Origin of the sequence: Labrenzia sp. C1B70 (assembly GCF_000475395.1) — a bacterium.
Taxonomy (GTDB): Bacteria; Pseudomonadota; Alphaproteobacteria; order Rhizobiales; family Stappiaceae; genus Roseibium; species Roseibium algicola.
In genome coordinates, this window is record NZ_AXCE01000006.1 from 66,801 (window position 1) to 91,166 (window position 24,366).

21 protein-coding genes and 1 tRNA gene are annotated in these 24,366 nt (G+C 56.5%); 7 read left to right on the forward strand and 15 right to left on the reverse strand.

The window, feature by feature from the left end; translation table 11 throughout:
* Positions 1-53: 53 nt before the first annotated feature.
* Both Q666_RS42070 and Q666_RS42075 read left to right on the forward strand, forming a co-directional pair.
* Positions 54-1,904, forward strand: coding sequence for a glycosyltransferase (locus tag Q666_RS42070; protein WP_023003838.1), 1,851 nt, complete (start codon positions 54-56; stop codon positions 1,902-1,904).
* Between the two features lie 42 nt (positions 1,905-1,946).
* Entirely contained in the window at positions 1,947-2,834 is an 888-nt protein-coding gene (locus Q666_RS42075; protein WP_152533301.1) for a sulfotransferase domain-containing protein, read from the forward strand.
* A gap of 27 nt (positions 2,835-2,861) precedes the next feature.
* On the opposite strand, the gene Q666_RS42080 is transcribed toward Q666_RS42075, so the two are convergent.
* From Q666_RS42080 to Q666_RS42105, 6 genes are all read right to left on the reverse strand, one after another.
* Positions 2,862-3,947 (reverse strand): hypothetical protein, encoded by a 1,086-nt coding sequence (locus Q666_RS42080; RefSeq protein ID WP_152533302.1) that lies wholly within the window; start codon positions 3,945-3,947, stop codon positions 2,862-2,864.
* A gap of 294 nt (positions 3,948-4,241) precedes the next feature.
* Positions 4,242-4,318, reverse strand: a tRNA-Pro gene (locus Q666_RS42085).
* Between the two features lie 79 nt (positions 4,319-4,397).
* The gene (locus Q666_RS42090) at positions 4,398-5,666 is read right to left on the reverse strand and encodes an O-antigen ligase family protein (protein ID WP_023003841.1); all 1,269 of its coding nucleotides are present in this window, start codon (positions 5,664-5,666) and stop codon (positions 4,398-4,400) included.
* Entirely contained in the window at positions 5,663-7,270 is a 1,608-nt protein-coding gene (locus Q666_RS42095; protein WP_031270664.1) for an undecaprenyl-phosphate glucose phosphotransferase, read from the reverse strand. The genes Q666_RS42090 and Q666_RS42095 overlap by 4 nt, the downstream gene beginning before the upstream one ends.
* Positions 7,270-8,499: a glycosyltransferase family 4 protein gene (locus tag Q666_RS42100; RefSeq protein ID WP_031270666.1), complete on the reverse strand. Its 1,230-nt coding sequence runs from the start codon at positions 8,497-8,499 to the stop codon at positions 7,270-7,272. Before Q666_RS42100 ends, Q666_RS42095 begins: the two co-directional genes overlap by 1 nt.
* 106 nt (positions 8,500-8,605) lie before the next feature.
* The gene (locus tag Q666_RS42105; protein WP_023003844.1) at positions 8,606-9,163 is read right to left on the reverse strand and encodes a polysaccharide biosynthesis/export family protein; all 558 of its coding nucleotides are present in this window, start codon (positions 9,161-9,163) and stop codon (positions 8,606-8,608) included.
* A gap of 197 nt (positions 9,164-9,360) precedes the next feature.
* Between Q666_RS42105 and Q666_RS42110 the strand changes: the two genes are divergently transcribed.
* A complete protein-coding gene (locus tag Q666_RS42110) occupies positions 9,361-11,841 on the forward strand; it encodes an exopolysaccharide transport family protein (RefSeq protein WP_023003845.1) in 2,481 nt (826 codons plus the stop codon).
* Between the two features lie 33 nt (positions 11,842-11,874).
* Here the strand turns inward: Q666_RS42110 and Q666_RS42115 are convergent, their stop codons facing one another.
* Positions 11,875-13,044: a GNAT family N-acetyltransferase gene (locus Q666_RS42115; protein ID WP_152533303.1), complete on the reverse strand. Its 1,170-nt coding sequence runs from the start codon at positions 13,042-13,044 to the stop codon at positions 11,875-11,877.
* Positions 13,045-13,249: 205 nt separating this feature from the next.
* On the opposite strand from Q666_RS42115, the gene Q666_RS42120 reads away from it, so the two are divergent.
* Positions 13,250-14,344 carry a polysaccharide deacetylase family protein gene (locus tag Q666_RS42120; protein WP_208994013.1) on the forward strand — a complete coding sequence of 365 codons (1,095 nt, stop codon included), beginning with the start codon at positions 13,250-13,252 and terminating at the stop codon, positions 14,342-14,344.
* Here Q666_RS42120 and Q666_RS42125 read toward each other — a convergent pair.
* Positions 14,304-14,519, reverse strand: coding sequence for a DUF2842 domain-containing protein (locus Q666_RS42125; RefSeq protein ID WP_023003848.1), 216 nt, complete (start codon positions 14,517-14,519; stop codon positions 14,304-14,306). The two genes, Q666_RS42120 and Q666_RS42125, sit on opposite strands and share 41 nt — an antisense overlap.
* Positions 14,520-14,669: 150 nt before the next feature.
* Between Q666_RS42125 and Q666_RS42130 the strand changes: the two genes are divergently transcribed.
* A complete protein-coding gene (locus tag Q666_RS42130) occupies positions 14,670-15,764 on the forward strand; it encodes a COX15/CtaA family protein (protein ID WP_023003849.1) in 1,095 nt (364 codons plus the stop codon).
* Positions 15,765-15,940: 176 nt separating this feature from the next.
* Here Q666_RS42130 and Q666_RS42135 read toward each other — a convergent pair whose 3' ends face one another.
* From Q666_RS42135 to Q666_RS42145, 4 genes are all read right to left on the reverse strand, one after another.
* On the reverse strand, positions 15,941-17,221 hold the full coding sequence (locus Q666_RS42135) for an O-acetylhomoserine aminocarboxypropyltransferase (RefSeq protein ID WP_023003850.1): 1,281 nt from the start codon (positions 17,219-17,221) through the stop codon (positions 15,941-15,943).
* Between the two features lie 159 nt (positions 17,222-17,380).
* The gene (locus tag Q666_RS66685; RefSeq protein WP_023003851.1) at positions 17,381-17,506 is read right to left on the reverse strand and encodes a hypothetical protein; all 126 of its coding nucleotides are present in this window, start codon (positions 17,504-17,506) and stop codon (positions 17,381-17,383) included.
* Positions 17,507-17,904: 398 nt separating this feature from the next.
* Complete coding sequence (locus Q666_RS42140) at positions 17,905-18,090, reverse strand: hypothetical protein (RefSeq protein ID WP_023003853.1); 186 nt, start codon at positions 18,088-18,090, stop codon at positions 17,905-17,907.
* 104 nt (positions 18,091-18,194) lie between these two features.
* On the reverse strand, positions 18,195-18,725 hold the full coding sequence (locus tag Q666_RS42145) for a CoA-binding protein (RefSeq protein WP_023003854.1): 531 nt from the start codon (positions 18,723-18,725) through the stop codon (positions 18,195-18,197).
* 183 nt (positions 18,726-18,908) lie between these two features.
* Here Q666_RS42145 and Q666_RS42150 point away from each other — a divergent pair, with 183 nt between their 5' ends.
* Positions 18,909-19,781, forward strand: coding sequence for an AraC family transcriptional regulator (locus Q666_RS42150; RefSeq protein ID WP_023003855.1), 873 nt, complete (start codon positions 18,909-18,911; stop codon positions 19,779-19,781).
* A 42-nt stretch (positions 19,782-19,823) separates the two neighbouring features.
* On the opposite strand, the gene Q666_RS42155 is transcribed toward Q666_RS42150, so the two are convergent.
* Both Q666_RS42155 and Q666_RS42160 read right to left on the reverse strand, forming a co-directional pair.
* Positions 19,824-20,258, reverse strand: a complete 435-nt coding sequence (locus Q666_RS42155) for a DUF3052 family protein (protein WP_023003856.1) — start codon at positions 20,256-20,258, stop codon at positions 19,824-19,826.
* 35 nt (positions 20,259-20,293) lie between these two features.
* Positions 20,294-21,115 (reverse strand): enoyl-CoA hydratase, encoded by an 822-nt coding sequence (locus Q666_RS42160; RefSeq protein WP_023003857.1) that lies wholly within the window; start codon positions 21,113-21,115, stop codon positions 20,294-20,296.
* Positions 21,116-21,226: 111 nt separating this feature from the next.
* Here Q666_RS42160 and Q666_RS42165 point away from each other — a divergent pair, with 111 nt between their 5' ends.
* On the forward strand, positions 21,227-22,099 hold the full coding sequence (locus Q666_RS42165; protein ID WP_228148047.1) for a DUF1194 domain-containing protein: 873 nt from the start codon (positions 21,227-21,229) through the stop codon (positions 22,097-22,099).
* A gap of 54 nt (positions 22,100-22,153) precedes the next feature.
* On the opposite strand, the gene Q666_RS42170 is transcribed toward Q666_RS42165, so the two are convergent.
* Positions 22,154-24,190: an ASKHA domain-containing protein gene (locus Q666_RS42170; RefSeq protein WP_023003860.1), complete on the reverse strand. Its 2,037-nt coding sequence runs from the start codon at positions 24,188-24,190 to the stop codon at positions 22,154-22,156.
* Positions 24,191-24,366 lie beyond the last annotated feature (176 nt).

The following is a 24,366-nucleotide window of genomic DNA, read 5'->3' on the forward strand; positions in this document are numbered from 1 at the left end:
AATTCAATGCATGTGTTGGATGTATTTTTCGAATTTTGAATGGAAAATAGACTATGACAGCCCTTCGCGGGATTAATCAGGTTTTCAGTTCACCTTTTACTTTTTGTGCCGCATGCTGGTGGTTTGTTCTAGGCAAGAAAGTTCGCGCGCAGAATAGATTTCGCGCAATATTTAGCAGCAATAAAGTCCAAGTTCAGAATAGTCGTATTGCGAATGCGGTGTGCGAAGCGCATGCAAAGCTTTCAGATGAGGAAATTGCAAACATTCATCAGGAAATTGAAGGCTGGAAAGATAAGCCTCTCATTTCCATTGTAATGCCTGTCTACAATACCGATGAAAACCAGCTTCTGGCCGCGATTGCGTCCGTCAGGCAGCAGATTTATCAAGAATGGGAACTCTGCATTGCGGATGACTGTTCGACATCCCCTCATGTACGTGCGATTCTGGAAACTGTCGCTGCGCAGGATCAGCGTATCAAGCTGGTCTTCAGGGCGACAAACGGGCATATCTGCGCAGCGTCAAATTCCGCTCTCGAGATTGCCGAAGGTCCTTTCGTCGCATTTATGGACCATGACGATCTTCTGCCAATCCACGCTCTCTTTTATATTGCGAAAGAAATCCTGCTGCATCCAGATGTGGATCTTATCTACTCGGACGAAGACAAGATAAGAGAAGATGGAAGGCTTGATGGACCTCATTTCAAACCAGACTGGAATGAGGAACTGTTCCTCGCACAAAACTATCTGAACCATCTCAGTGTTTATAGAAGATCGCTGCTTCAGCAAGTTGGCGGACTACGGGAAGGTTTTGAAGGCAGTCAGGACCATGACCTAGCACTTCGGGTCGTCGCGAAAACGGATGCCGAACGCATTCGGCACATTCCGAAAATTCTGTACCACTGGCGTGCTTTTCGTGGTTCGGGATCCTTCTCGGATCGAGCCTTGGCACAGGCGATCGATGCACGTCAGCGCGCCGTTCGTGATTACCTGGCATCGAATTACCCGGAGAATAAGGTTGCAGTTGTTGGCGGACCATATGGGTGTAACAGGCTGTATCGCGAACTTCCTGCCCCTCCGCCCCACGTCACTCTAATAATACCGACACGAGACCGGCTATCTTTTTTGAAAAGTTGTCTCGAGACTATTTTCAATAAGACAGCTTACCCATCATTTGACGTACTTGTTGTCGACAACGACAGCGTCGAGGCGGAAACGCTCAACTATCTTAAAGAGGTATCAAAACGGCATCCAGTCTCCGTCATACCAGCACCCGGAGAATTCAACTATTCGGCATTGAACAATCTTGCAGTTTCACAGGCAAAAGGGGATGTCATTGCGCTCTTGAACAATGATGTTGAGGTGATTTCATCCGAATGGCTTCGTGAAATGGTGTGCTACGCAGTAATGCCGCACATAGGAGCTGTAGGTGCCAGGTTGCTTTACGACAACGGCCTGGTTCAGCATGCAGGTATTATCCTTGGCACTGGCGGCATAGCCAATCACGCATTTCACGGCTATCCGGCGGCAGATAGTGGCTATCAGGCAAGATTGCAGCTGCCTCAATACGTTTCAGCGGTGACGGGAGCGTGCCTTGTTGTTGAGAAGAAGAAGTATCTTTCGGTCGGCGGACTCGACGAAAAGGATCTTAAGGTAGCTTACAACGATGTTGATCTTTGTTTGAAGCTTTCCGCCTCTGGCCTACACAACGTGTACACACCTTACGCCAACCTTATTCATCACGAGTCAGTTTCAAGAGGTAGGGATACCTCCGGCGAAAATGCTGCAAGACTAGAGCGAGAAGGAAATATTATGCGGGATCGGTGGGGTGATAAGGTTATTGTAGATAAGTACTATAGTAAAAACTTCTCGGAAAATGATGGTTGTTTTAAGTATAAATATTTTTGATTCTGTCAGTTGGTGTGTTTCGACTTGGTGTCGGGGTGGTTTATGAAGCTTGATTTGATCAATGACGGTATTGTTTTACTGAACGAGGAGGTGGCTTCGTCTGACGAGTCAGCGACGTTAATTACTGTCGGAGTAGCTCGAAGTGGCACTTCAATGATTGGGGCTGTCTTGAGACAGTTCAACGTGTTTCTTGGAGACAAGGCGGACGATGCTGTTTTCGAAGACTTGAACTTGTCCAAAGCGTTGGAGGAAGGTGACACAAAGCGTCTTGATCAGATTATTTTTGACTACAATAAGAGACACAAGCTTTGGGGATTTAAGAGGCCCGAAGCATTTGACTTGCTTCCACGTAACCTGAACAGGTTCAGAAATCCTCGAATGATTGTGATGCTGAGAGATCCGGCATCGATTGCCAAGCGAAATGAAGTCTCAATGCATGCTGACTTCTTGGAGCAAATGAGAAGAGCAGCAGAACGGACGTTGGATCTCGTGCGCTTTGTAGAGACGATAAAAGTCCCCGCACTTGTCATTAGCTATGAAAAAGCGCTTTTGAATCCAAACCGTCTTGTTGAGAAACTTGCAGAGTTTTGTGGCATTCAACTTGATGAGCATACGAAGGCTGCAACTCTTGCTGCAATAGAGAACGGGCCAGAGCTGTATTTGCAGAACTCTCGTGTTTGGTACGAAGGTCAGTTCTTTGGTGTTTTCGATGGATTGGCTCTTGGATGGGCAAGGAGGCTTCCGGGGAATTTCGTCTGTAATGTCGAAATTTGGGCCGGTGATGAGATACTCGGAACGGGGGCCTCCAATCTTTGGCGGGAAGAATTGCCCGAAAATGTACGCGATAGAGCGTTTTCAATTCCGCTCAAAAAGCGGCTGGATATTTTGCAAATTGAAGCTCGGATATCGGAAACTAAGATAAAGCTCTAGTTACGAAACCACGTGGGAAGTCCACGCCTAAGCTATTGCAAGGTCTGAATTTTTTGCGGAATTTCGCTGGTGTGAATTATCCAAACACGCCGACCAGAAGGCTTTCTGTTCTCTTCCGGCAATTTCATTGCGCTCATGAACGGGTGTGAGCGATCCGACGAGATCCTGAAAGTTCCGTTCAATCGACAGCGACAGCAGGTTGTCCACCCAGGTTCGAACGCTGTTTTTCCAGACCAGGCCCACGCGGTTGACACGAACGAAGTCAGCATAGGCCCAGCTGTCGCTGTACACACCAACGCCTCCACAAACGGCATGTTCTGCCAGCTTGTTCGCGGATCGGGCATCGTTGAAGCTCGAAGGTATTACCGGGTAGAGAAGAACGTCAAACCTGTGTTTGAAAAGGCGCTTGCGATAGAAATACCAGTCGAGGTGCCTCAAAACCCGTAGCTTGGGGTGCGTTGATAGCTGCGGCGGTACATCGTGATCTCCAACGATTGTCAGTTCGACATTTGCGCCTGTCGCCAACAGGTTTTCAAATACCTCGAGGACGAATTTTCGATCGGTGGCGTGGCTGGCAGTTCCCAGATAGCCGATCCTGAGCGGTGCATCTGCCGGCAGGTCATGAAAACACCAGTCCGTCGAAAGTGCTTCTGACCAAAACGGATCGAGCATTTTGACCTGAAATCCTTGTTGCTCGTAGACCTCGAACAAGGCAGGCGAAGGGACAACAATCGTGTCGGCTGCAGTTGCCAGCTTGTTGTGCTGTCCATTGCGAAGGCTCAGCAAACGTTGCCGGTAAATTTCAGGCAGTGACACATCGTGGTCGGCTGCCCATAAATTGTCATCGATCACGTAATAGAGCCGTTTTGTCTTTTCATTCAAAAGACGCTCGATGACGCCCGGATGATCACGACGGCAGACGACAACGGCATCACGGGTGGAAAACGAATTGACACCTTCGCGCTGCAAGCTCCGCTCGCGGTTGGAATTCAGGAAATAAATGTCTGTCGTTGGAATGGTTTTGAACGAAGAACACAGATTACGCGCGAGGACGCTGTAGCAATAGTAAAAATCATCAGACGACTTTCTCGAAAATTTTGTCGCTATTCTCATCAAAAAAATACTCGGAATATTCGAATACGAACTGGTAGCTATGATTACTCGGAATACAGCATAATCAGGTGCCAGTTCCGTGCTGTGGCCGCAAGCTGCCATACGTTGTCATGTTAGGTAAGTTTACGCATAGCGTGCATCCGACGGCAAGCAACTGCGGGAAGCGAAAATATCAGACCGTGATACTTCTGGGTGAAACGTTGGAATGCTGAACGGCAAACGCAATGCGGCGCTGGATGAAGTTCCAGCCGCATACTCGTTCAAAATCTGCAAAATATTTGGGGAAGTTTGTGTTGGTCGGGCAGGCCGGATTTGAACCGACGACCCCTTCACCCCCAGTGAAGTGCGCTACCAGGCTGCGCTACTGCCCGAACGGACCCTACCTAGCTTGTTCGCATGCCAAGCGCAAGCAGGTTGTTGCGCTTCTTTGGAGGCTTTTCCAGACATCTGTTACTTGCGGTAGGGGAAGGCGGGAACCGGTCGTGCAGGGCGGCCATGGCCGAGCTTTTCAGCGGCAATCAGGCCCCAGGCCAGGCCGTACAGCATATACATGTGCCGCCAGTGGTCGGTGTCGATGATCACCGACAGGATAAGATGCGCGGTAAACACCGCGAAGACGGACTGGGTGAAGGCGGTCCACGGGCGGGCTTTGAACAGGAGCGGCACCAGTGCGCAGAACGTCCATAGCGCCATCAGAATGTAGATCGAGCCGCCGAGCCAGCCGTAGGTCGTGTAGCCTTTCAGATAGACGTTGTGTTCGTCTTCCGGGAAATACTTGTTGAACTCCAGCGGACCGAGCCCGAGCGGGTGTTCCATCACCAGCTGAAAGCCGAGCGAGTAGCGGGCGAAACGGCCAAGGCGGGCGCCGTCGTAGGATTGTACGAGCTTTGCCCGTTCTGCGAACATGTCGGCGACCGTATCGACCGAAAGTGCCGCACCGATCAGTGCAAAGACGGCAAGAATGCCGATTACGCCGAGAAACACCAGGCGCGCCCGGCGGGCAGCGGCCTTTTCGGTGACGAGCGCCAGGAAATAGACCAGCAGCACCGATGCCGACAGCACACCCCAGGCACCGCGTGAAAAACTCAGGAAGACACCGAGCAGCAGGACGGCAAGCGGCACCAAAAGGTGCAGGTTACGCAGCACCGATTGCCGGAGCAGCTTCTGGACCAGAAGCACCGTCGGCAGCACCAGGAACGGACCGAACACGTTGGGGTCCTGGAAAGTGCCACGAGCTCGATCGTAGAGCGTGAAATAGGACGCGCCGGGGAAAAGCTGAAAGTAACCGGCAACGCCTATGGCAGCCACAAGCACGGCGCTGGCGATATAGCCGCTCTGGATGACCCTGAACCTGCCGGGGTCTTCCGCGATAATCGCAGCATAGAAGATTGCGGTGATTGCCAGAAAGCCGGAAACGGCGATGTACATGATGGCATCGCCCATCTCCTTGGCCATGGGAATGGAGGCAACGCCGCCTGCAATGTAAAGCATCAGGCAGATGATCAGCGGACCGAATTCACGGCGAAGTTTCAGACCGCAGGCAAGCCAGACGACCGAAAGCAGTGCCATGTAGAGTTCGTAAGGTGCCGGCTCCTCGATTACGAACCCGGACAGAAAGGCTGCAAGCCACAGTGCGCCGTTGCCCAGGCTCCTGGCCTGAAGACCGATAGGCGCGCGTGCATGAGGCGTGCCGCCAAAATGGTCGGTCGCAAGGCTCAATAGGCGTTCTCCGTATTGAGCAACCGGAAGGGCGTCTGGATAAGGATTTTCAGGTCGAACAGGATCGACCAGTTCTCGATGTAGTAGACATCGCACTCCACGCGCTTCTGGATCTTTTCCGGTGTATCGACTTCACCGCGCCAGCCGTTGATCTGCGCATAGCCGGTCACGCCCGGCTTGACCTTGTGCCGCGCGAAGTAACCGTCAACGACGTCGTCCCAGGTCTTGTTGTTGGTATGGGCGTTGACAGCATGCGGGCGAGGTCCGACGAGCGATAGGCTGCCGCCGAGAACGTTGAAAAGCTGCGGTAATTCATCGATCGAAGTCTTGCGGATGAAGCGACCGACCCTGGTCACGCGGGGATCGCCCTTGGTCACCACCTTCTTGGCGTCCGGATCGGCCATTTCCGTGTACATGGACCGGAATTTCAGAACTTCGATGATCTCGTTGTTGAAGCCGTAGCGTTTCTGCCTGAACAGGATCGGCCCCTTGCTGTCCAGCTTCACGGCGATGGCAGCGGCGATCATGACCGGCAGCAGCGTGATGATGGCGAGCGAAGCGAAGACAAGGTCGAAGATCCGCTTGGCCACCATGTCCCAATCGGCTATCGGCTTTTCGACCACGTCGACAAATGGGACAGTACCGATGAAGCTCGATCCGCGGTTACGAAAGCGAACCTTGTCGGTGTGGGCAGAAAGCCGGATGTCGACCGGCAGAACCCAGAGTTTTTTCAAAAGCTCCAGCACCCTTTGCTCTGCGCGCAAGGGAATGCAGACAATGAGCATGTCGATGCGTGCCAGACGGGCGAATTCCACCAGCGCACTGATGTTGCCGAGCTTCGGATAGCCGGCCACCACTGGCGGCGAACGTTCGTTGTTCCGGTCATCGAAAATACCGCAAATGCGGATGTCGTTGTCCGCCTGAGCTTCCAGGTCGTGGATCAGCTCCTGGGCGGCCGTGCCGCCGCCGACGATAATCGCGCGCCGTTCCAGGCGACCGGATTTCATCCAGTGACGCACCAGCCGATAGACAATGAAGCGTGACAGGCAAAGGCCGGTCAGGCTTATCGCGAACCAGGCGCCGATCCAGGCATCTGACAGTTCCGTGCCGATGCCTGTTGTGGTGCGCAGAAGCGCGAACATGGCGAACACGAGCGTCCAGCCGGCGGCAACGCGTCCGATCTGCGACAGACCCTGGCGCATGACCGGAACCTGATAGACGTCTGCGGCCTGAAAAAAGGCGAGCGCAAACAGGATGGCGGCGCCAGTGACAAACAGGTTGCCAAGTCCGAAACCAGCCGCTTCGGGACTGGTAAAGACTGCGAACAAGGCCGTGCCAGCGATCAGAAGTACATCCGTCAGACGCACCATACCGGTGAGAACGGTGACGGAAACGCCTTTGCCACCTAAGCCTTGAGCAATTTCAAAGGCATCGGCCGAAAGGCTGGTGTTGGCGGCGGACAGAACCTCGACGTTGCTTTGGCCCGTCGCGCCATGAACGGTATGTCGGAAATGCTTTTCCAATCTGTGCCCCAAAGCGGATGTCCCGCCCGCAACAGGCTTTGGTTCGGCCGCATCAGAGGGTTTTAAAAATGGGGTATTCATTATCGGTTGCTCGATCTGGCAAGAACAGTCTGCGCACGCGGCACGGCTGAAACACTATCAGCTTGGGCCGGTGTCGAGCTATCGGTCGGGGCGATGCCCTGGATTTCCTGGTAGAGGGTGGTGATTCTGTCGTTCATGAGGTCGACCGAGAAAGTCTCTGCAAGGCAGCTGCGCAGGTTTTTTGCCTGCTGAGCCATCTTGGCGGGGTCTGCAAGTGCTTCTTCCATGGCCGTGGTCAGTTTGTCGATATGGCCAGGTTCCACCAGCCGATTGGCATAGCGGCCAAATATTTCCGGAATGCCGCCGACGCGTGTTGCGATCAGCGGACGTTCTGCTGCCACGGTCTCCAGGATGATATAGGGCATGGCTTCGGCGCGTGAGGGTACAACGACGTTCCTGGCAAGCTTGAAAGCTTCACGAGCGGGAAGGGCACCATGGAACGTGATTGCGCCGTCGAGCCCCAGCTTCCTCACCATGTTCCGATACCGCTCTTCGTCCGGGCCTTCACCAACGATGTGAGCCTTGGGCGCGGTGCCGTTCTTCAGGCGAATGTTGTAAAGCGCTTCAATGAAAAGGTCCGGTCCCTTCAAGTCTCGCAACATTCCGATATAGAGGAAATCGGCGGCTGCTTCATCCACCGGAACGGGGGTGAATTCGTCCGGTGTCAGCCCGTTGTAGACAATGCGCGATCGGGCTTTCGTGTGACCGACCTTGCTTTCGTAGGCTGCGGCTTCATAGTCGGACACAAAGATCAGCCCGTCGGTCAGGCGGCCAAGAAGCCGTTCCAGCGTGTGGTAGACCCGGCCTTCGAAGCGATTGGGATCATAGTGCAGGCTGCCGCCATGAGGGCAATAGACGCGGGCGGCTTTCTGGCCGCGCAGGCGCAGGACGCTGCCGATCAGGCGCGCATAGGCGCCACCTTTTGCCCCGTGTCCATGCAGGATGTCGGGTTTCAGGTCCCGGATGTGCTTGTAAAGGGAAACAGTTGCCGTCAGATCCTGTACGGTCAGCTGACGTTGCATGGGAAAGCGTGCAATACCAAGAGCTAGCCTCGGCTTCAGCTCTTCAAGAAGCTGATTGTCGAAAGCACTGCCCGTGTTGCTGTCACATACGAGGCCGACATCGTGTCCCGCTTCCGACTGGCAGATGGCCAGATCCCGGATATGGCGGAAAATGCCGCCAATGGGCGAGCGCACGCAATGCACGATCCGCATGGGGGTCGTTGTCATGATGCAGTATCCCTGTTGCTACCCCCAGGTTTCTTGTCGAACCTGTGGGGCACTGAAACTGCACCCTAACAAAGGGAGGTGAGTCCACAGTTAACTTGACGGGACCCTAAAAATAACGCTCACGGACGTAAATTGTATCACCGGGACGCACCGGGTCCGAAATGGGCACACGGCCGTTTAGAATTTCACCGTTGAGCTGTCGGGTGATATCCACATCTGACTGCAGCGCCCGCGAACTGAATCCGCCTGCTGTTGCGATGGCGTTTTGAACGGTCATGCCGGCAACGTAATTATATTGGCCTGCATTTTGCACTTCACCCATGACGAAGATCGGACGATAGGTATCGACCTCCACCGAGACGTCCGGATCGCGGATATAGCCCTGACGCAGCTTGGCCGAAATTTCGGATGCCAAGCCTTGCTGGGTCTTGCCGCGCGCAGCGACGCTGCCGACCAGCGGGAAGGAAATATATCCTGCTTGATCAACGACATAAGTATTGGACAGGTCATCCTGGCCGAACACGATAATGCGCAGCTTATCGCTTGAGTCCAAACGATAAGGCTGGGTCAGTGTTTCGTGAAACGCTGTCGGCGGCTGTCTGTACCCGCTGCATGCAGCAAGGCCCAGGCACAAGCCCAGGACAACAAGCGCTCTCGTTCGCATCAACGACTCTCCTACAATTCTGAGACAGGATCGCGCTTTATGGTTAATTGAGGGTGAAGAGGAAAAAAGACCTGTCCGGCACCCTGTCAAATTTGCGCATGCATTAATTAACAGGGCGACCCCGGAGACTGTAACCAGCTTAACCGAACGCTTACCATAATTCGACATAGTTTGCCGGTATCTTGGAGTTTCAAAAGATGAATGCTGAGCGGCAGACACATTCCGAAGACGATATGGCGCTGGATCTGGGTGGTCTGTTGCGGACGATCGGCCGATCCCTGGGCTGGCTTGTTCCACTCACGCTCTTCGTCACCGTTGTCGTCTTTCTGGGGCTCCAGTTCGTAGCGCCCAAATACAAGGGCGAAGCGCGCCTCATCATCGAGAGCACGGACAATCTGCCCGGTGCATCGCGAGGGCAGGAAGAAGAGCGAGCGCTGCTCGACAGCGAAGGTGTTGTCAGCCAGGTTCAACTGCTCAAGTCCGCTGATCTGGCTCGTCGTGTCGCGAACAAGCTCAACCTTGCTGCCATACCGGAATTCGATGCCAACGACGATGGCAGCCTCGTCAATCTCCTGCTGTCTCTGGCCGGGTTCGGAAACGAGACCGAAGGCAATAGCGAGGAAGAGCGGGTCCTCAAGCATTATTACGAGAACCTGGAAATCTACCGGCTGGAAGGATCCCGCGTGATCGCGGTGGACTACACCGCCGAAAGTCCGGTTCTGGCGGCCAAGGTCGCCAATACGATTGTTGATGAGTATCTGTCGGTTCAATCCAGCGCAAAACGGCAGACGACCGAGCAGGCCTCCGCTGCGCTGGAGCCTCAGATTGTCGAATTGCGCCGGGAAGTTCAGGCAGCCCGGCAGGCGGTATCGGATTTTCGCGCCCGGGCCGACCTTTTGATCGGCGCTGACAATATCCCGCTCAATCAGCAGCAACTTGCCGAAACGAGTACCGCTTACTCCGACGCCCAGTCCTCCAAGGCCGAGGCGCAGGCCAAAGCCGACCTCATTCGCGAGTTGCTGAATTCTGGCGGTTCTCTCGAGACTGCCAGCGATGTGCTGAATTCCGCACTCATTCAGCGTCTGCGGGAGCGTCAGGTCGAAATTCAGTCCAATATTGCCGAACTCTCAATCACACTGTTGCCCAACCACCCGCAACTGAAGGCGCTTCAATCTCAGCTTGGTGATTACGACCGGCAAATCCGATCGGAAGCACGCAAGATCCTGCAGGGGCTGGAAAACGATGCGAAGGTGCAAGACCAACGCGCAAAAGCACTTGGGGCACGCCTTGAGGAGCTGAAGACGGCTGCGGCAAAATCCAACGCCGATCAAGCACGGCTCGCGGAACTGGAGCGCGAAGCCAATGCCAAGGCGGCGCAACTTGACCAGCTTCTGTTGAGTTTCCAGGAAGCTGATTCCCGCTTGCGTGCACAGGTTCTGCCTGCCGATGCCAGGATCATCTCCCGTGCCAGCGTGCCGGTAGAACCGGATTCGCCCAAAATCATTGCCAGCACCATCATTGCTGCGCTTGTCACCTTTATTCTCGGATGTGCCTTCGTGCTCATGCGCGAATTTCTGAACGGCAATGCGCTCTATCGGATGCAGGATGGTTCGTCTGAAGGGCAGCGTGTCGCACCGCGAATGGATGAGCGGCCGCAGTCAGGTCCTCAGAATACCGTGCGGGCTGAAAACCCAGGCTGGGGCGGCGGCTACGGTCAGACGGTTGCCAGCTACAGGATCGATCCCGGCGAGTGGAGCAAAGCCGACACGCTTCGCGACGCTGAACCAAGCGTCCCTGAAACAGCCGTTAGCATTGATGAACCTACCGAAGAAACGGTTCCTGAGCAGACCCCGGAACCACAACCCCAACCCCAACCCCAGGCCTCGGAAAAGACACAGCGGCCAAAGGGACGCATCGGGATCCTGTCCGGCAAGCTTCGTGGTCGCAAAAAGAAGTCCGGCTACGATCACGATGTCAGCCCGGACTGGGTGGGGGACATGCGGGGTTCGAAGGAAGCCGAAGCAGAGGTGCCAGGCGCGGAAGTCGCTCCTGTTCCTGTGGTTTCAGCCAGCAAGACAAGCAGGCAAGCAAAGCGGGAAGAGCAGCTCAAGACAACGCACGCGGACGATGTCGAAGCGGCGGGACGCGTTGTCGTTCTCAGCGTCGATGATGAGGCGCTGTCTCACGAACTCGCTTTCGACCTGATCCGGAAGGCGGCCGGACGTGGCAAGTCTTCTCTCATCATGGAAGTCTTTCCCGATCAGACCAACCTGAAGGGGGCCGAAGGGTTCTCCGACATCGTCGCCGGAACGGCGCCTTTCGCCAAGGTGGTCTATCGCGATGCCGGATCAAAGGCGCATATCATTGAGGCCGGGCGGGTTGAGATCACGGACGAAATGGTGAACTCGGAACGTTTCAAGCTCGCTCTTGAGGCAATCAAGTCGACCTATGAAACTGTGGTTGTCGATCTTGGCGCCATCGATGGGTCGCTGGCGAGTGCCCGTATGTTGAGTTTCGCGGACAGGGTATTGATTGCAGCATCGGCGCCAGACCACGGCCACGAACTGCAAAGTGCGGCCAATCTTCTGGCACATAACACAGGCGCGAAGGTCGAAGTCGTGATTTCTGGTGGAACCGGACCGGGGCCGCGCAGAAACGGCGACGGGCACGCCGCCTGAGGAAGATGTTGGCGACAGTTGGTCGCCAACTGTCTAACTGTTGCCGGCGATACCAGCTTTCATCTTGCGCAAACGCCGGATCAGCGGCCACAGGATCGATGAATTGCGGATGCAGGATTTGGCTTTCAGCCTTGCGGCTTCCAGACGCATGCGGAGAGCCCCTTTCCAGGTCATCGCCAAAAGGCTGTCCTTCAAAGGCACTGGTTCCGCCCACGTGGTCTTGTAGCGTTCCTCGCCAAGGCCGAGGTCCAGTGTGTCGATGGTCGGATCACCGCACGCCCGTTCGATGATTTCCTTGATCAGGACCAGCCCTGGACTGTTGGGCAGCATGTCGTCATGAGCAACGCTGTTGCTGTAGGCATAAAGCGTCTTGCCATGCTGGGCGCACAGATAGGTGGCCCTGATCCGGCCTCCCGTTTCCAGGTACCAGAGATCCAGGGGATGAGCGCCGTGATCTTGCCCGCTGCCCGTTGCATCCAGTCCAACCACGCTGGACAGGAACGTCTTCGCTGGGGGCGCCGAAAAAACATTCGGAATGCCCGCTTGCCTTGCCCTGACAGAGCGTTGTTCAAGAAAGGCATCAAAGCCACGTTGCCTGTCGACAGGGGAGGTGGCTTTGGCAATCGTGTAATTACCGGCTGCCTGAAGATGTCGTTCCTTGCGAAGCAGGTTCTTGCGTGAGGACTTGCTGTGTGTGTCGTTGAACAACTGTCCGAAATCGGAGGGCAGAGCGCGGGCGAAAACAGGGCTCGGGCTTGATGTCGCTCCTTTGAATACCAGCGGATGGTCTCGCCCTAGCCAGGTCTCCGGAACGTTTTCAAGCTTGAGGAGATCAGCACCGACCTGTTTGCAGACGGCAGACAGGTGGCTTTTCATCTCGTCTGCCGTGGCACCTCGGTAGAAATCGGCGTGCCAGAGGCCCGTATTCTGGTTGCCATTCTGGTGCCCGAGAAACGTCAGCGCAGAGATTCCAGCAGATCGTTCAAGTTGCAGTGGCAGCAGAAAAACCGCCTGACCGCGACACCGTCCGACAACGATCACCGGCGTGCAATTCAGGCTCTGGCCGACTGTCTCGAACCAGCTGCAAAGCCAGCCAGGAGACTGGTATGGATTACTGTGCAGCACATCCTTTAGTTGTTGCCAGTCAGCCTGTGCTTCGCTAAGCCTCGTGAATATGGACAATTCAAGGTCTGTTGAGGACACGGTGCTCACCTCGCACCAGGGCGCGTGAAAGACAGGCTGAAACGGTTATTGAAAATCGGATAAACCATTTTGAACGAACATGAAGGAAAGACAGGACGTCGCGCTGGCAGATCAAGCTAAGTCTCGATAGATTTAGCAATAATTGTTAAAGAAACCGTGCCTAACTGGCACATTCTAGCAAGGTGGGCATTTCGGCCACATGGGCATGCGGCACAAGACGGTAACACGCGCATTCAGTGTACTTAAGGGAACGGGGCTTGGCCGTATGCTGGCACCGTTTACCCAGGGCTGTGGTGCCGTGTTTATGATGCACCATGTCCGGTCGGCCCGCTCCGATGCTTTCCAGCCGAACCGTCACCTGGAAATCACGCCCGAATTTCTGAAGCTTGCGGTCGAGCGGATTAGGGCAAACGGCTATGAAATCATATCGATGGATGAAGCCGTCGACCTGCTCAAGTCGGGTTACGGGCACCGCCGTTATGCAGTTCTGACTTTCGATGACGGGTACCGGGACAATCTGTCTGTCGCCTATCCGATTTTGAAGGAACTGGAAGCTCCTTTCACCGTGTTCGTCACAACCGGGCTGATCGACCGGACCAGCGAACTGTGGTGGCTGGCCCTTGAGAAGATCATCGCAGACAACAATGAAGTGGTCTTCACAGCGGCAGGCAATTCAGCCGGCATCCCGTGCAGAACACTTGCAGAAAAAAACGCGTGTTTCGAAAAGATCGACGATCATCTGACACTGGAGGTCGGCGAAGGTGATCAGCGCAAGATCATCCGGGCGCTTGCTGAAAGATACGGCGTCGACCTGGAAGCCCTGGCGGACGCGCAGATGATGACGTGGGACGAGACCCGCCAACTGGCTGGCGATCCACTGGTTACCATCGGTGCCCACACCCACGATCATTTTGCCATGGCGCGGTTGAACGCAGATGCCGCCTGTGAAGACGTGACCAGGGGCCTTGAGCGGCTGGAGAAAGAACTCGGCCGCAGGCCGAAGCACTTTGCCTATCCGTATGGAAAATCACACGCGGTTACACCGCGCGATGCGGATATCTTGCGGGAGATCGGCTTCGCCTCGTCTGTGACGACGCTTCCCGGTGTGCTTCAATCCGTCAACGCGCGCGACCCGATGATGCTGCCACGCGTCTCCCTGAACGGCCGGTTTCAAGACCCGGCTGTTGTCGACCAGTACCTGACGGGGGCGCCCTTTGCGCTTTACCGGGTTGCCCGGTGGGCTGCCAACGGGTTTGGTGTCAGGTCCGGCTTTTCCCGCCTCTTTCCATCCACCAGATAATCGCGCCTGCCGGGATGACCCAGGCCAGACCTGCGATACCGAAGTAGATGAAGCGGACCAGGTTCGAGGACTGCTGCAATGTCAGGTCGCCGATCACCATCGCGGTGAGGGCGTAGACCACCACAAAAACAACCAGCAGCACCATGCCGATAAACTTGCGAAACGAGGGAACCATTGTCGGGCGTGTCCGTTGACCGTGTGTGAATCCGCGCGATGAGGGACCTTTTGCCGCAAAACGTCCCGGACCGCTTGCCGTCTTGCTCCTGCACCTATATCTCCGCAAGCCAAAGGTCAAACTCACGATAAGAATTTCCGGAAGCGGCTCATGATTGCGATTGCAGAAGGTATGAAGAACGAACAGATGCTTCCGGCCAAATTGCAGAGATTGCGACAGAACAGGGCCCTGATCCGATGGTGGCTCTACTTCGTTTGTGCGCTGATCCTGGCCATGGTCGTCGTCGGCGGAGCGACGCGTCTGACCGAATCCGGGCTGTCAATCACCGAGTGGAAACCCATCCACGGCGTCATTCCCCCGCTCAGCGAAGCGGAGTGGGAAGAGGAGCTGGAGAAATATCGCCAGATTCCGGAATATCAGCTCATCAACAAAGGCATGAGCCTTGACGAGTTCAAGTTCATCTTCTGGTGGGAATGGGCGCACCGGCTGCTGGGGCGCTTCATTGGTGTTGCGTTTTTTGTTCCCATGGTGGCGTTCTGGGCAACTGGCAGGATAGAGCCTTGGCTGAAGCCGAGATTGCTTGTCGGCCTGGCACTTGGCGGTTTGCAGGGCTTTGTCGGCTGGTGGATGGTGGCATCCGGTCTGGTGGACAGGGTGGATGTCAGTCAGTACCGGCTGGCCACACACCTGACGCTCGCACTCTTCATTTTTGCCTATCTTTTCTGGATTGCCCGGCGGCTGAGCCCCTTGCCCGAACCCGAAATTCAGGAGCAGGAGCGGCTCGCAGGGCTGGGCAAACTGGTTCTTTTCCTTGTCTTTGTTCAGATGTTCCTGGGAGGTCTCGTCGCCGGGCTGAACGCCGGCTTGACCTTCAATACATGGCCACTCATGGATGGCCAGTTCATTCCGCGCGGCATGCTTGCCATCCAGCCTATCTGGCTGAATTTCTTTGAAAACGTGATGACGGTTCAATTTCAGCATCGCATGACGGCCTATGTGCTGGTGTTCACCGGTGTGGCGCTGGCCTGGAGTACCTTCCGCGTGAGCCGCCGCAAGGAGCTGCGCCGGGCAGGCGCCCATGTTGGGGGCTTCCTGTTGCTGCAGGCGATCTTCGGCATTCTGACGTTGCTGTGGCACGTGCCGCTGTCCATCGCTCTGGTGCATCAGGGCTTCGCGGTTATCGTCCTGGCGGCTGCGGTTGACTATGTGGCCATGCTGAAAGGGCCTTTCGCCATTCGCAGCTAGGCGCCGGAAATTTCAACTGTTGGGGAAACGGGCAGCCGCGTGGAAGCACCTCGCTCCGAACGCTGCGGCTCTCCGAGCCAGGATTTCCGCTGTGCTTACGGCCTCGGGCCCGATCGAGTGTACAGGCAAAAAAGCCCGCCGATTGGCGGGCTTTTCGTTTGTTCAGCTGGTGCCTCTTAGCCGGAAAGGGCCTGATCGAGATCGGCGATGATGTCATCGACATCTTCCAGGCCGACCGATATACGCACCACATCCGGGCCCGCGCCGGCCGCGGTCTTCTGTTCATCCGAAAGCTGCCGGTGTGTGGTGGACGCGGGATGGATGATCAGACTGCGGGTGTCACCGATGTTGGCCAGGTGCGAGAACAGTTCCACCTTGCTCACCAGGGCGACACCTGTGTCATAACCGCCTTCAACGCCGAAGGTGAACACGGCGCCGGCGCCTTTTGGCATGTACTTCTGTTGCAGGGCGTGGTGCTTGTCTTCCGGCAGGGCTGCGTAGGACACCCATTTGACCTTGTCGTGGGCGGCGAGGTGAAGCGCGACTTTCTTGGCATTGTCAGAATGACGCTGCATGCGCAGCGGCAGGGTTTCGATGCCGGTCAGGATCATGAAAGCGTTGAAGGGCGAGATGGCCGGTCCAAGGTCGCGCAGACCAAGCACACGGCAGGCAATGGCAAAGGCGAAGTTGCCGAAGGTCTCGTGCAGGACGATACCCTGGTATTCCGGCCGGGGCTGGGACAGCAGCGGATAGTTGCCGCTGGCAGACCAGTCAAAGCTGCCGCCGTCGACGATGATGCCGCCCATGGAATTGCCGTGACCGCCCATGAATTTGGTCAGCGAGTGCAGAACGATATCAGCACCGTGTTCGATCGGTCGGCACAGGTATGGCGTTGCCATGGTGTTATCGACCACCAGCGGCACACCCTTTGCCTTTGCAATTGCCGCAATCGCCTCGATGTCGACAACGATTCCGCCGGGATTGGCCAGGCTCTCGATGAAGATCGCGCGCGTGCGGTCGTCAATCGCCGCTTCGAAGGACGACATGTCCGCAGGGTCGGCCCACTTCACGCCCCAACCGAAGCTCTTGAAGGAGTGGTTCAGCTGGTTGATGGAGCCGCCATAGAGCTTGTTTGCGGCCACGATGTTGTCGCCGGGCTGCATCAAGGTATGGAAGCACAGAAGCTGAGCCGAATGACCGGAAGCTGTCGCAAGTGCGGCGGTACCGCCTTCAAGCGCCGCAACGCGCTCCTCCAGAACAGCCGTCGTCGGATTGGTGATGCGTGTGTAAATGTTGCCGAAGGCCTGCAGCCCGAACAGGGAAGCAGCGTGATCGACATCGTCGAAAACGAACGAGGTCGTCTGGTAAATCGGTGTCGCCCGCGCGCCTGTCGAAGGATCCGGCGCTGCGCCAGCGTGAATCGCGAGAGTGGAAAAACCTGGAATATTTTCGCTCATTAAATGACCTCCCTGTTGGATTGGCGGCCAGTTTGACCGAAGGAGCAGGGCAGGTCAAAGAACGATTTTGCGGTTTTGTGATCTAAAGGAAATTATGTATGTCAAAGCGTTAGGCAGGATTGGTGGCCTTTGCCTCCTGCCAGGGTGGGGCATGTCTGCCTATTGGTCGGAAGGGTCCTTCCGGTTCTCCAGCTTCACACCGAAATAGACACCAAAAAGCAGTGCCGCCGCCAGCAGTGGCAGGCTCCATGCCAGAAATGTCGTATCTCCGAAGACTGCAAACACAGCGGCCTTCCTCCCGGTTCGAAAACTTGGATGCGAGGCAAAAGGTTAACGATCTCTTATGGAGAAAGTGGAAAGAAATTCATCGGCATTCGGAGCAAATTGAGCGAAAGCTCTTATAAATTGAACTTAAAATTGTCAGCTTTTGTCGGTTGCATCGTCTTTTGTGCGCCTGGTTGCGCGCGGGCCGTTTGCAGATGGTTTCTGCAGATGAATCAGTACCGCGATACAGACGACGAACGCGACAGTCGCGAGCGCGAATATCATTAGTATTGCCCCCATGTATCTGTCGTTAAAGGCGCAAATTCGCCTGAACGCAGATCAAAACCCCATCCCTGAAGTCCCGAAGTATAGCAGAAACACGCAGGGGTAGAAGTGGGGGTGTATACATTGATTTCGGTTCAGCCGCCCTTCTGTTCCCGCTCGCCGGATTGTGCCTGCTCTCGCGCCCAGGTCTCGTCACGGTGGGCGAAGGGGGATCCGTGTTCGGCCTTGTGCACGAATGCGAACAGCAGCAAGGCAACCAGAGCTGCCATAGCCATGAGAACCCATTCAAATGCGGTAAACAGGGTCGGGTCCTGGGTCATGCTGCCTCACGCTACTGATGGCATCCGGTTGGCTTCCGGACGGCGGTATCTCGACTAACGAGCTATCCGGCGAGCATTGTGCGAAGCTGATGCAATGGGGAAAATTAGCTGTCTTTTTCCCCAGAAAGCCCGCGATGCTGAAACCCTGCTTTCAGAGCAGGGCGCTTGGAGGAAAGCGTACGCGAATTGACACCTGCCCATCCGATTTCACCTGACAGTCGACCATACTCTATCTTGGGGCAGCGGTTCATCACCATCTTGATACCGGCAGCTTCGGCTCTTGCTGCCGCTTCGTCGTGGCGCACGGTCAATTGCATCCAGATGACTTTGGGCAACATGCCGCTGGCAATAACGTCGTCGACGATAACGCCTGCCGCTTCGGAATTGCGAAAGATGTCGATCATGTCGGGAACCGCAGGCAATTCGTCGAGCGAGGAATAGACCTTCTGTCCCAGGATCTCCTTGCCTGCCTGACCGGGATTGATGGGCCAGACCTCGTATCCCTTGGACAAAAGGTATTTCAGCACGAAATAGGACGGCCGGACATTGTTGGCACTCGCGCCGATCATGGCGACGGTTTTCACCTCGTCGAGAATACCCTTGATGTAGGCGTCCGGATAAGTGTCGTGATTCATGGAATGGAGATCCTCAGATTTGTCGCGCTATCCAATGCGAAATGACACCTGCCTGCAAGGGGCCTTCTGCCGCAGACCGGTCCGCCTCGAAGAATTGTGAAACTGCGCAGGGGCGGTCAGGCGCGATAAGCGGCAAACCGGTAAACGGCAGAGGCTAAACAGGCATACGGAAGGCGGCGTTTTATGAGTGAGTTGAAGAAGCGGTTCCAAAAGGTGCTGGAAACGATCGACCGGTCGCTGGATGGTCCGCTTGACGTTCCTGCGCTTGCGGGGGTGGCCGCCTATTCGAAGTTTCACTTTCAGCGTCAGTTCTCGGCCTTCTTTGGCCTCGGAGTTGCAGAATACCGGCGGCTCCTGAAGTTGAAACGCGCAGGACAGCAGCTCGCTTTCAGGGTGGAGCTGCCGGTCACTGAGATTGCCTACGATGCGGGCTACGAAAATCTCGAGAGCTTCTCACGTGCGTTCAAACGAGATTTTGGGCAAAGCCCTTCGGCTTTCCGATCAACGCCCGACTGGTCTGTCTGGCACAGAACCTATGACCCATTGCTGAATTTGAAAGGACAGTTCATGTCGGATCAGCATCTTGATGTCTCGGCCGTCCGGATCATCGATTTTCCTGAAATACCCGTCGCCCTGCTTGAGCATCGCGGGTCACCGCAAGAGGTGCCCGCATCCGTCAGACGCTTCATTGCCTGGCGCAAGGCAAATGCAAGCCCTCCCTCCAGTAGCGCGACGTTCAATATACTCTTTGACGATCCCAGAACGGCGCTGCCTGAAGAATACCGGTTCGGCATTTGCTGCGCTGTAGCAGGACAGTTCAAAGAGAATGCGGAGGGCGTGGTAGCCGCAACGTTGCCCGCAGGACGCTGCGCCGTAATCAGGCATTCCGGTCCGCTCGACTTAGCTGAAGAAACAATCCGCGCCCTTTATCGCGACTGGCTGCCACGAAGTGGCGAGGAGCTGCGGGACTTTCCGCTGTTCGTTCAACGCCTCAGCTTCTTTCCGGATGTTCCGGAGCATGAAGCGCAAACCGATATCTTCCTGCCGCTGAAATGATATGGAACCGCAGTGGTAATACGGTGAGTTGACAGGAGAGTCTCAGGCCTGCTTTGCCGCCTGTTCTTTCCTGAATTCCTTGCGGATCATCAGTTTCAAACCGGACCAGATGCCGTCAACGGCACAAACCTTTACGTCCACAAGCCCCATCGGCAGGCAAAGCTCGCGGATGGTGTCTTCGGTGACGTCGGTCGGTAGCTTGCTGGCCTTCTTGGGCCAGGAAACCCAAATCATGCCGTCCGGGGCCAGCAGGACTCGCAAGGTTTCCAGTAGTCCAGTCAGCTCAACCCGTTCGGTGACAAACACATGAGCGCATTCAACACCCGGTTCCGGCGCGGCACGAATGACCGCGCCAGGGGCCTGTGTCTGCAGCAAGGCGGAAATGTCTTCCGGCATCCGGTGACGCCAGCAGATCATTCCCGGTTTCAGCCCCAATTTTGCGGAGAGCGGACGTCCGGAATAACCGGCTTCAGCCATGTCTTATCCTTGTTGCCTCCAAACGGCAGGGCGGATCAGCTGTCCGTCCATTCTGGTTTGCGTTTTTGCAGAAAGGCGTTGATGCCTTCTTCCGCATCCCGGGCCATCATGTTCTCGACCATGGTTTGTGCTGCGAAATCATAGGCTTCCGACAACGGCATTTCCAGCTGACGGTAAAAGGCTTCCTTGCCGATCTTTACGGTCTTGGCAGACTTGGAGGCGATCGATTCCGCGTATTTCTGGACGACCTGCTCCAGGTAGTCACGCGGGACGATGCGGTTGATCAGGCCGAAATCCTTCGCGGTGGATGCGTCGATGCTTTCACCGGTCAGAAGCATCTCCATGGCCTGTTTAGGCGCAACATTGCGCGAGAGCGCAACCATTGGCGTGGAGCAAAAGAGGCCGATATTGACGCCTGGCGTGCAGAAGGTGGCCGTGTCGGTAGCGATGGCAAGGTCGCAGGAGGCAACCAGTTGGCAACCGGCTGCGGTCGCAACACCTGTTACCACGGCGATCACAGGCTTGGGCAGGCGCACAATCTGCTGCATCAGATCCGAACACTGGCGCATGATCCGCTCGTAGGTGGCCCTGCCACCATCCGCTTCACCGCGCGCTGCGGTTAGTTCCTTCAGGTCGTGGCCAGCGCAGAAGACCTTGCCTTCTGCACCGAGCAGGACAACACGCACTGCAGGATCCTCGGCCGCCTTCTGAAGTTCACCGGCTAGAGCGGTCATCATCTCGCTCGAAAGAGCGTTCATCCGCTCCGGCCGCTGCATCACGATCCGGTAAACGCCTTCATGAAGAAGCGTTGCGAGCATCGGTTTCTGGATCTCGTCATTTGCGGCGGTTTCAGACATGGAACGCTCCCTGAAGATTTGCTTTGCCGATGTTATAGCCGACGCGGGCAGGGCGGCGAAAGTGTCCGATCGGCTGGTGGCTGCCGCCGATCACAGATGGTTTATCTGACGATGCGTCAAGTCGCTGGCGGTTCTTTCGGTTTCGGTTATCCTTTCGGCATGTGGAGGCTTTCCGAAGTCCGCTCACTTGCAGGTGCAGTCGCCTTGCTGCTGGCACCTCTCGGTCCCGCGCTTGCGCAGGAACAGGTCGATGTCGCTCTGGTCCTTGCTGTCGATGTCTCCCGCTCCATGTCGCCTGAAGAACTCCAGATCCAGCGCCGCGGATATGCTGCCGCCATCGCCAGCCCGGAAGTGGTGCGGGCGATCGGGTACGGGGCTCACGGCCGGATCGCTCTCATGATGTTCGAATGGGCCAACGAAAGCCATGCGCGCGAAATTGTCGGGTGGTCGGTGATCGAGGGCGTGGAAGATGCCCAGGAGTTCGCCGACAAGGTTCTGGCGGACAGCACCTACGGCCAGCGCCGAACCTCGATTTCCGGCGCAATCTGGCATGCTTCGGCTCTCCTCGCCGATGCACCTTTCAAGGCAGACCGCCGCGTGATCGACATTTCAGGGGATGGTCCCAACAACCAGGGAGCACCTGTGGTCCAGGCACGCGATGCTGCCGTGGAGGCCGGTCTGGTGATCAATGGATTGCCGCTGATGACTACTGGTGGCATGGGCTTCCAGTTCAACATTCCGGACCTGGACGTCTACTATCAGCGCTGCGTCATCGGCGGGCCCGCCAGCTTCGTCATACCGGTGAACGACTGGGAACAGTTTCCCGAAGCCGTTCGTCGCAAGCTGATCCTCGAGATCGGCGGCGTCAAGCCGCCCGAGCCACAAGTCATCCCGGCCCAATTCACCTTCGAAGAGCCATATGACTGCCTTGTGGGAGAAAAGATCTGGCGGCGTATGCGCGAGCAGTATTTCTGGGATCAGTAGCGGCAGAGCAAATCTGCCGCCCGTTCATGCTTGCTAGTCGAAGGAACAACACCGTCAACCCCGGCGGCGTCTCCGCCTGCGCTCGCCGCCGGCTGCATCCGACCCCGCGTCAGCCTCCTTGCGTACCGGCAATTCGACGGCAGCTCGAAGGTGGGGGAACTGATCGACCTTGTTGGGCAAGGCCATTGCATTGACGAAATGCTCCTGGAACTTGGGTTCCAGAGCGGTCTCGATCTTTTCGATATCGCGCACCGTCTGCTCGATCTCGCGCCTGTAGCCGCGGTTGAGCAAAGCCATCCGAGCGCCTGTCCCGGCAGCGTTGCCGACGCCGGAGACACCGTCCAGCGGGCAATCCGGTATAAGGCCTAGGATCATCGCGTACTTTGGGTCGATGTAGCTGCCGAAGGCCCCCGCAAGGCGAATGCGGTCCAGATCATAGGTGCCGAGCTTGTCCTGCAGAAGTTTGACACCGGCATAAAGCGCACCCTTGGCGAGCTGGATCGCGCGAATGTCCGTCTGCAGGATCGATATTTCGACCCCGTCGTCAGCAATCAGATAGGAGAAGGTCCGGCCGGTGGATTTGACGCGCGATGTCCGTTCCGCCATCGAGCCGTCGATAACACCGTCTTCCGTGATGAGGCCCGCCAGATACATTTCGGCAACCGCCTCGATAATGCCGGAGCCGCAAATGCCGGTAACGCCGACAGTGTCGACCTTTTCGGCAAAGCCTTCTTCATCCGACCATTCGTCGACACCAATCACCTTGAAGCGAGGCTCAAGCGTTTCCTTGTCGATGCGGATGCGCTCGATTGCACCTGGTGCCGCGCGCTGGCCGGACGAGATTTCGGCGCCCTCGAACGCAGGGCCGGTCGGAGAGGACGCTGCCAACAGCCGGTTCCGGTTACCCAGCACGATTTCCGCATTGGTACCAACATCGACAAGCAGCGTTATCTCGTCGAGCTTGTAAGGGCTTTCTGCAAGCGTTGCAGCAGCTGCATCGGCACCCACATGGCCGGCGATGCAGGGCAGCATGTAGACACGTGCACCCGGGTTCAGTTCCAGATCCAGATCGCGCGCGTTCAAAACCATGGCGTCGGAGGCTGCGAGCGCGAAGGGAGCGCCGCCAAGTTCCACCGGATCGATACCGAGGAACAGATGATGCATGACCGGGTTGCCGACAAAGGTCGCATCAAGCACATCCGTGCGCTCTGCGCCGACATCGCCGACCAGTTTGCCGATCAGCGCGTTGATGGCATCGCGCACGGCCTTTGTGAGATCCGGCAGCTTGGACGGGTTCATCTGGACATAGGACACCCGCGACATCAGATCCTCGCCAAAGCGGATCTGCGGGTTGGAGGTGCCTGCGGACGAGACTGTGCGCCCGTTCTGTAGGTTGCAAAGGTGGGCTGCGATGGTGGTAGAGCCAATGTCGACGGCAAGGCCGTAGACCGCAGGTTTTTCTCCGGGCCAGAGCGCCACGAGTGTCGGCAGCACGCCTCTGTCTTCGTGTATTGCCGCGGTTACCTGCCAATTGCCCTTGCGCAGGATTGTCTGGACCCGTGGCAGCAGAACCGGGTCGATCGTGAGGTCGGCAATGCCGGTCTCGGCAATCAGCGCCTCTCGCAGCCGGTCGATATCGCCGCGCGGCGTTTCCATGTCCGGTTCGGCGATCGAGACGGATACCAGCGAGATCGGGCTGTCGGCTTCGATGTTGCGGGCTTCCGCGCGCTTGCGCACAACCTGACGGTTGGTCTGGGCATCGGTCGGGACATCGATAACCAGATCGCCCAGGATTTTTGCCTGACAGGAAAGGCGCCGGTCGGCGGGCAGGTTGCGCAAGGTCGCATAGCGGGTTTCCGCTTCGGTGGCACCTTCCAGGTTTTCAGCTGCGCTGGTCAGGTTTTCCTTGGCGAAAGTGCCTTCCGAGATGGAAATCTGGCAGCGCCCGCAAATGCCGCGCCCGCCACATACCGACTCCACATAGACACCGAGCGAGCGGGCAGCGTCGAGCAGGGGCGTACCGACAGGAAAGGTTCCACGGCGCCCACTGGGTTGGAAAACGACTTTGGCTTGTTTGACGGTCTCGGTCATGTCTGCGATCTGCCACTACCGGTTTTGAAACACTACGGGGACGAAGCCCACCCTTGACCCTTCACTCACAAGGAGGAGGGAGTTTTTATCTGAACCTGCGAAAGCCGGAGCCATCGTGAAAATGACGCGGATCCCGCGATTTGAAACGTGCCCCTCGACACGCAAAACCCCTCCCT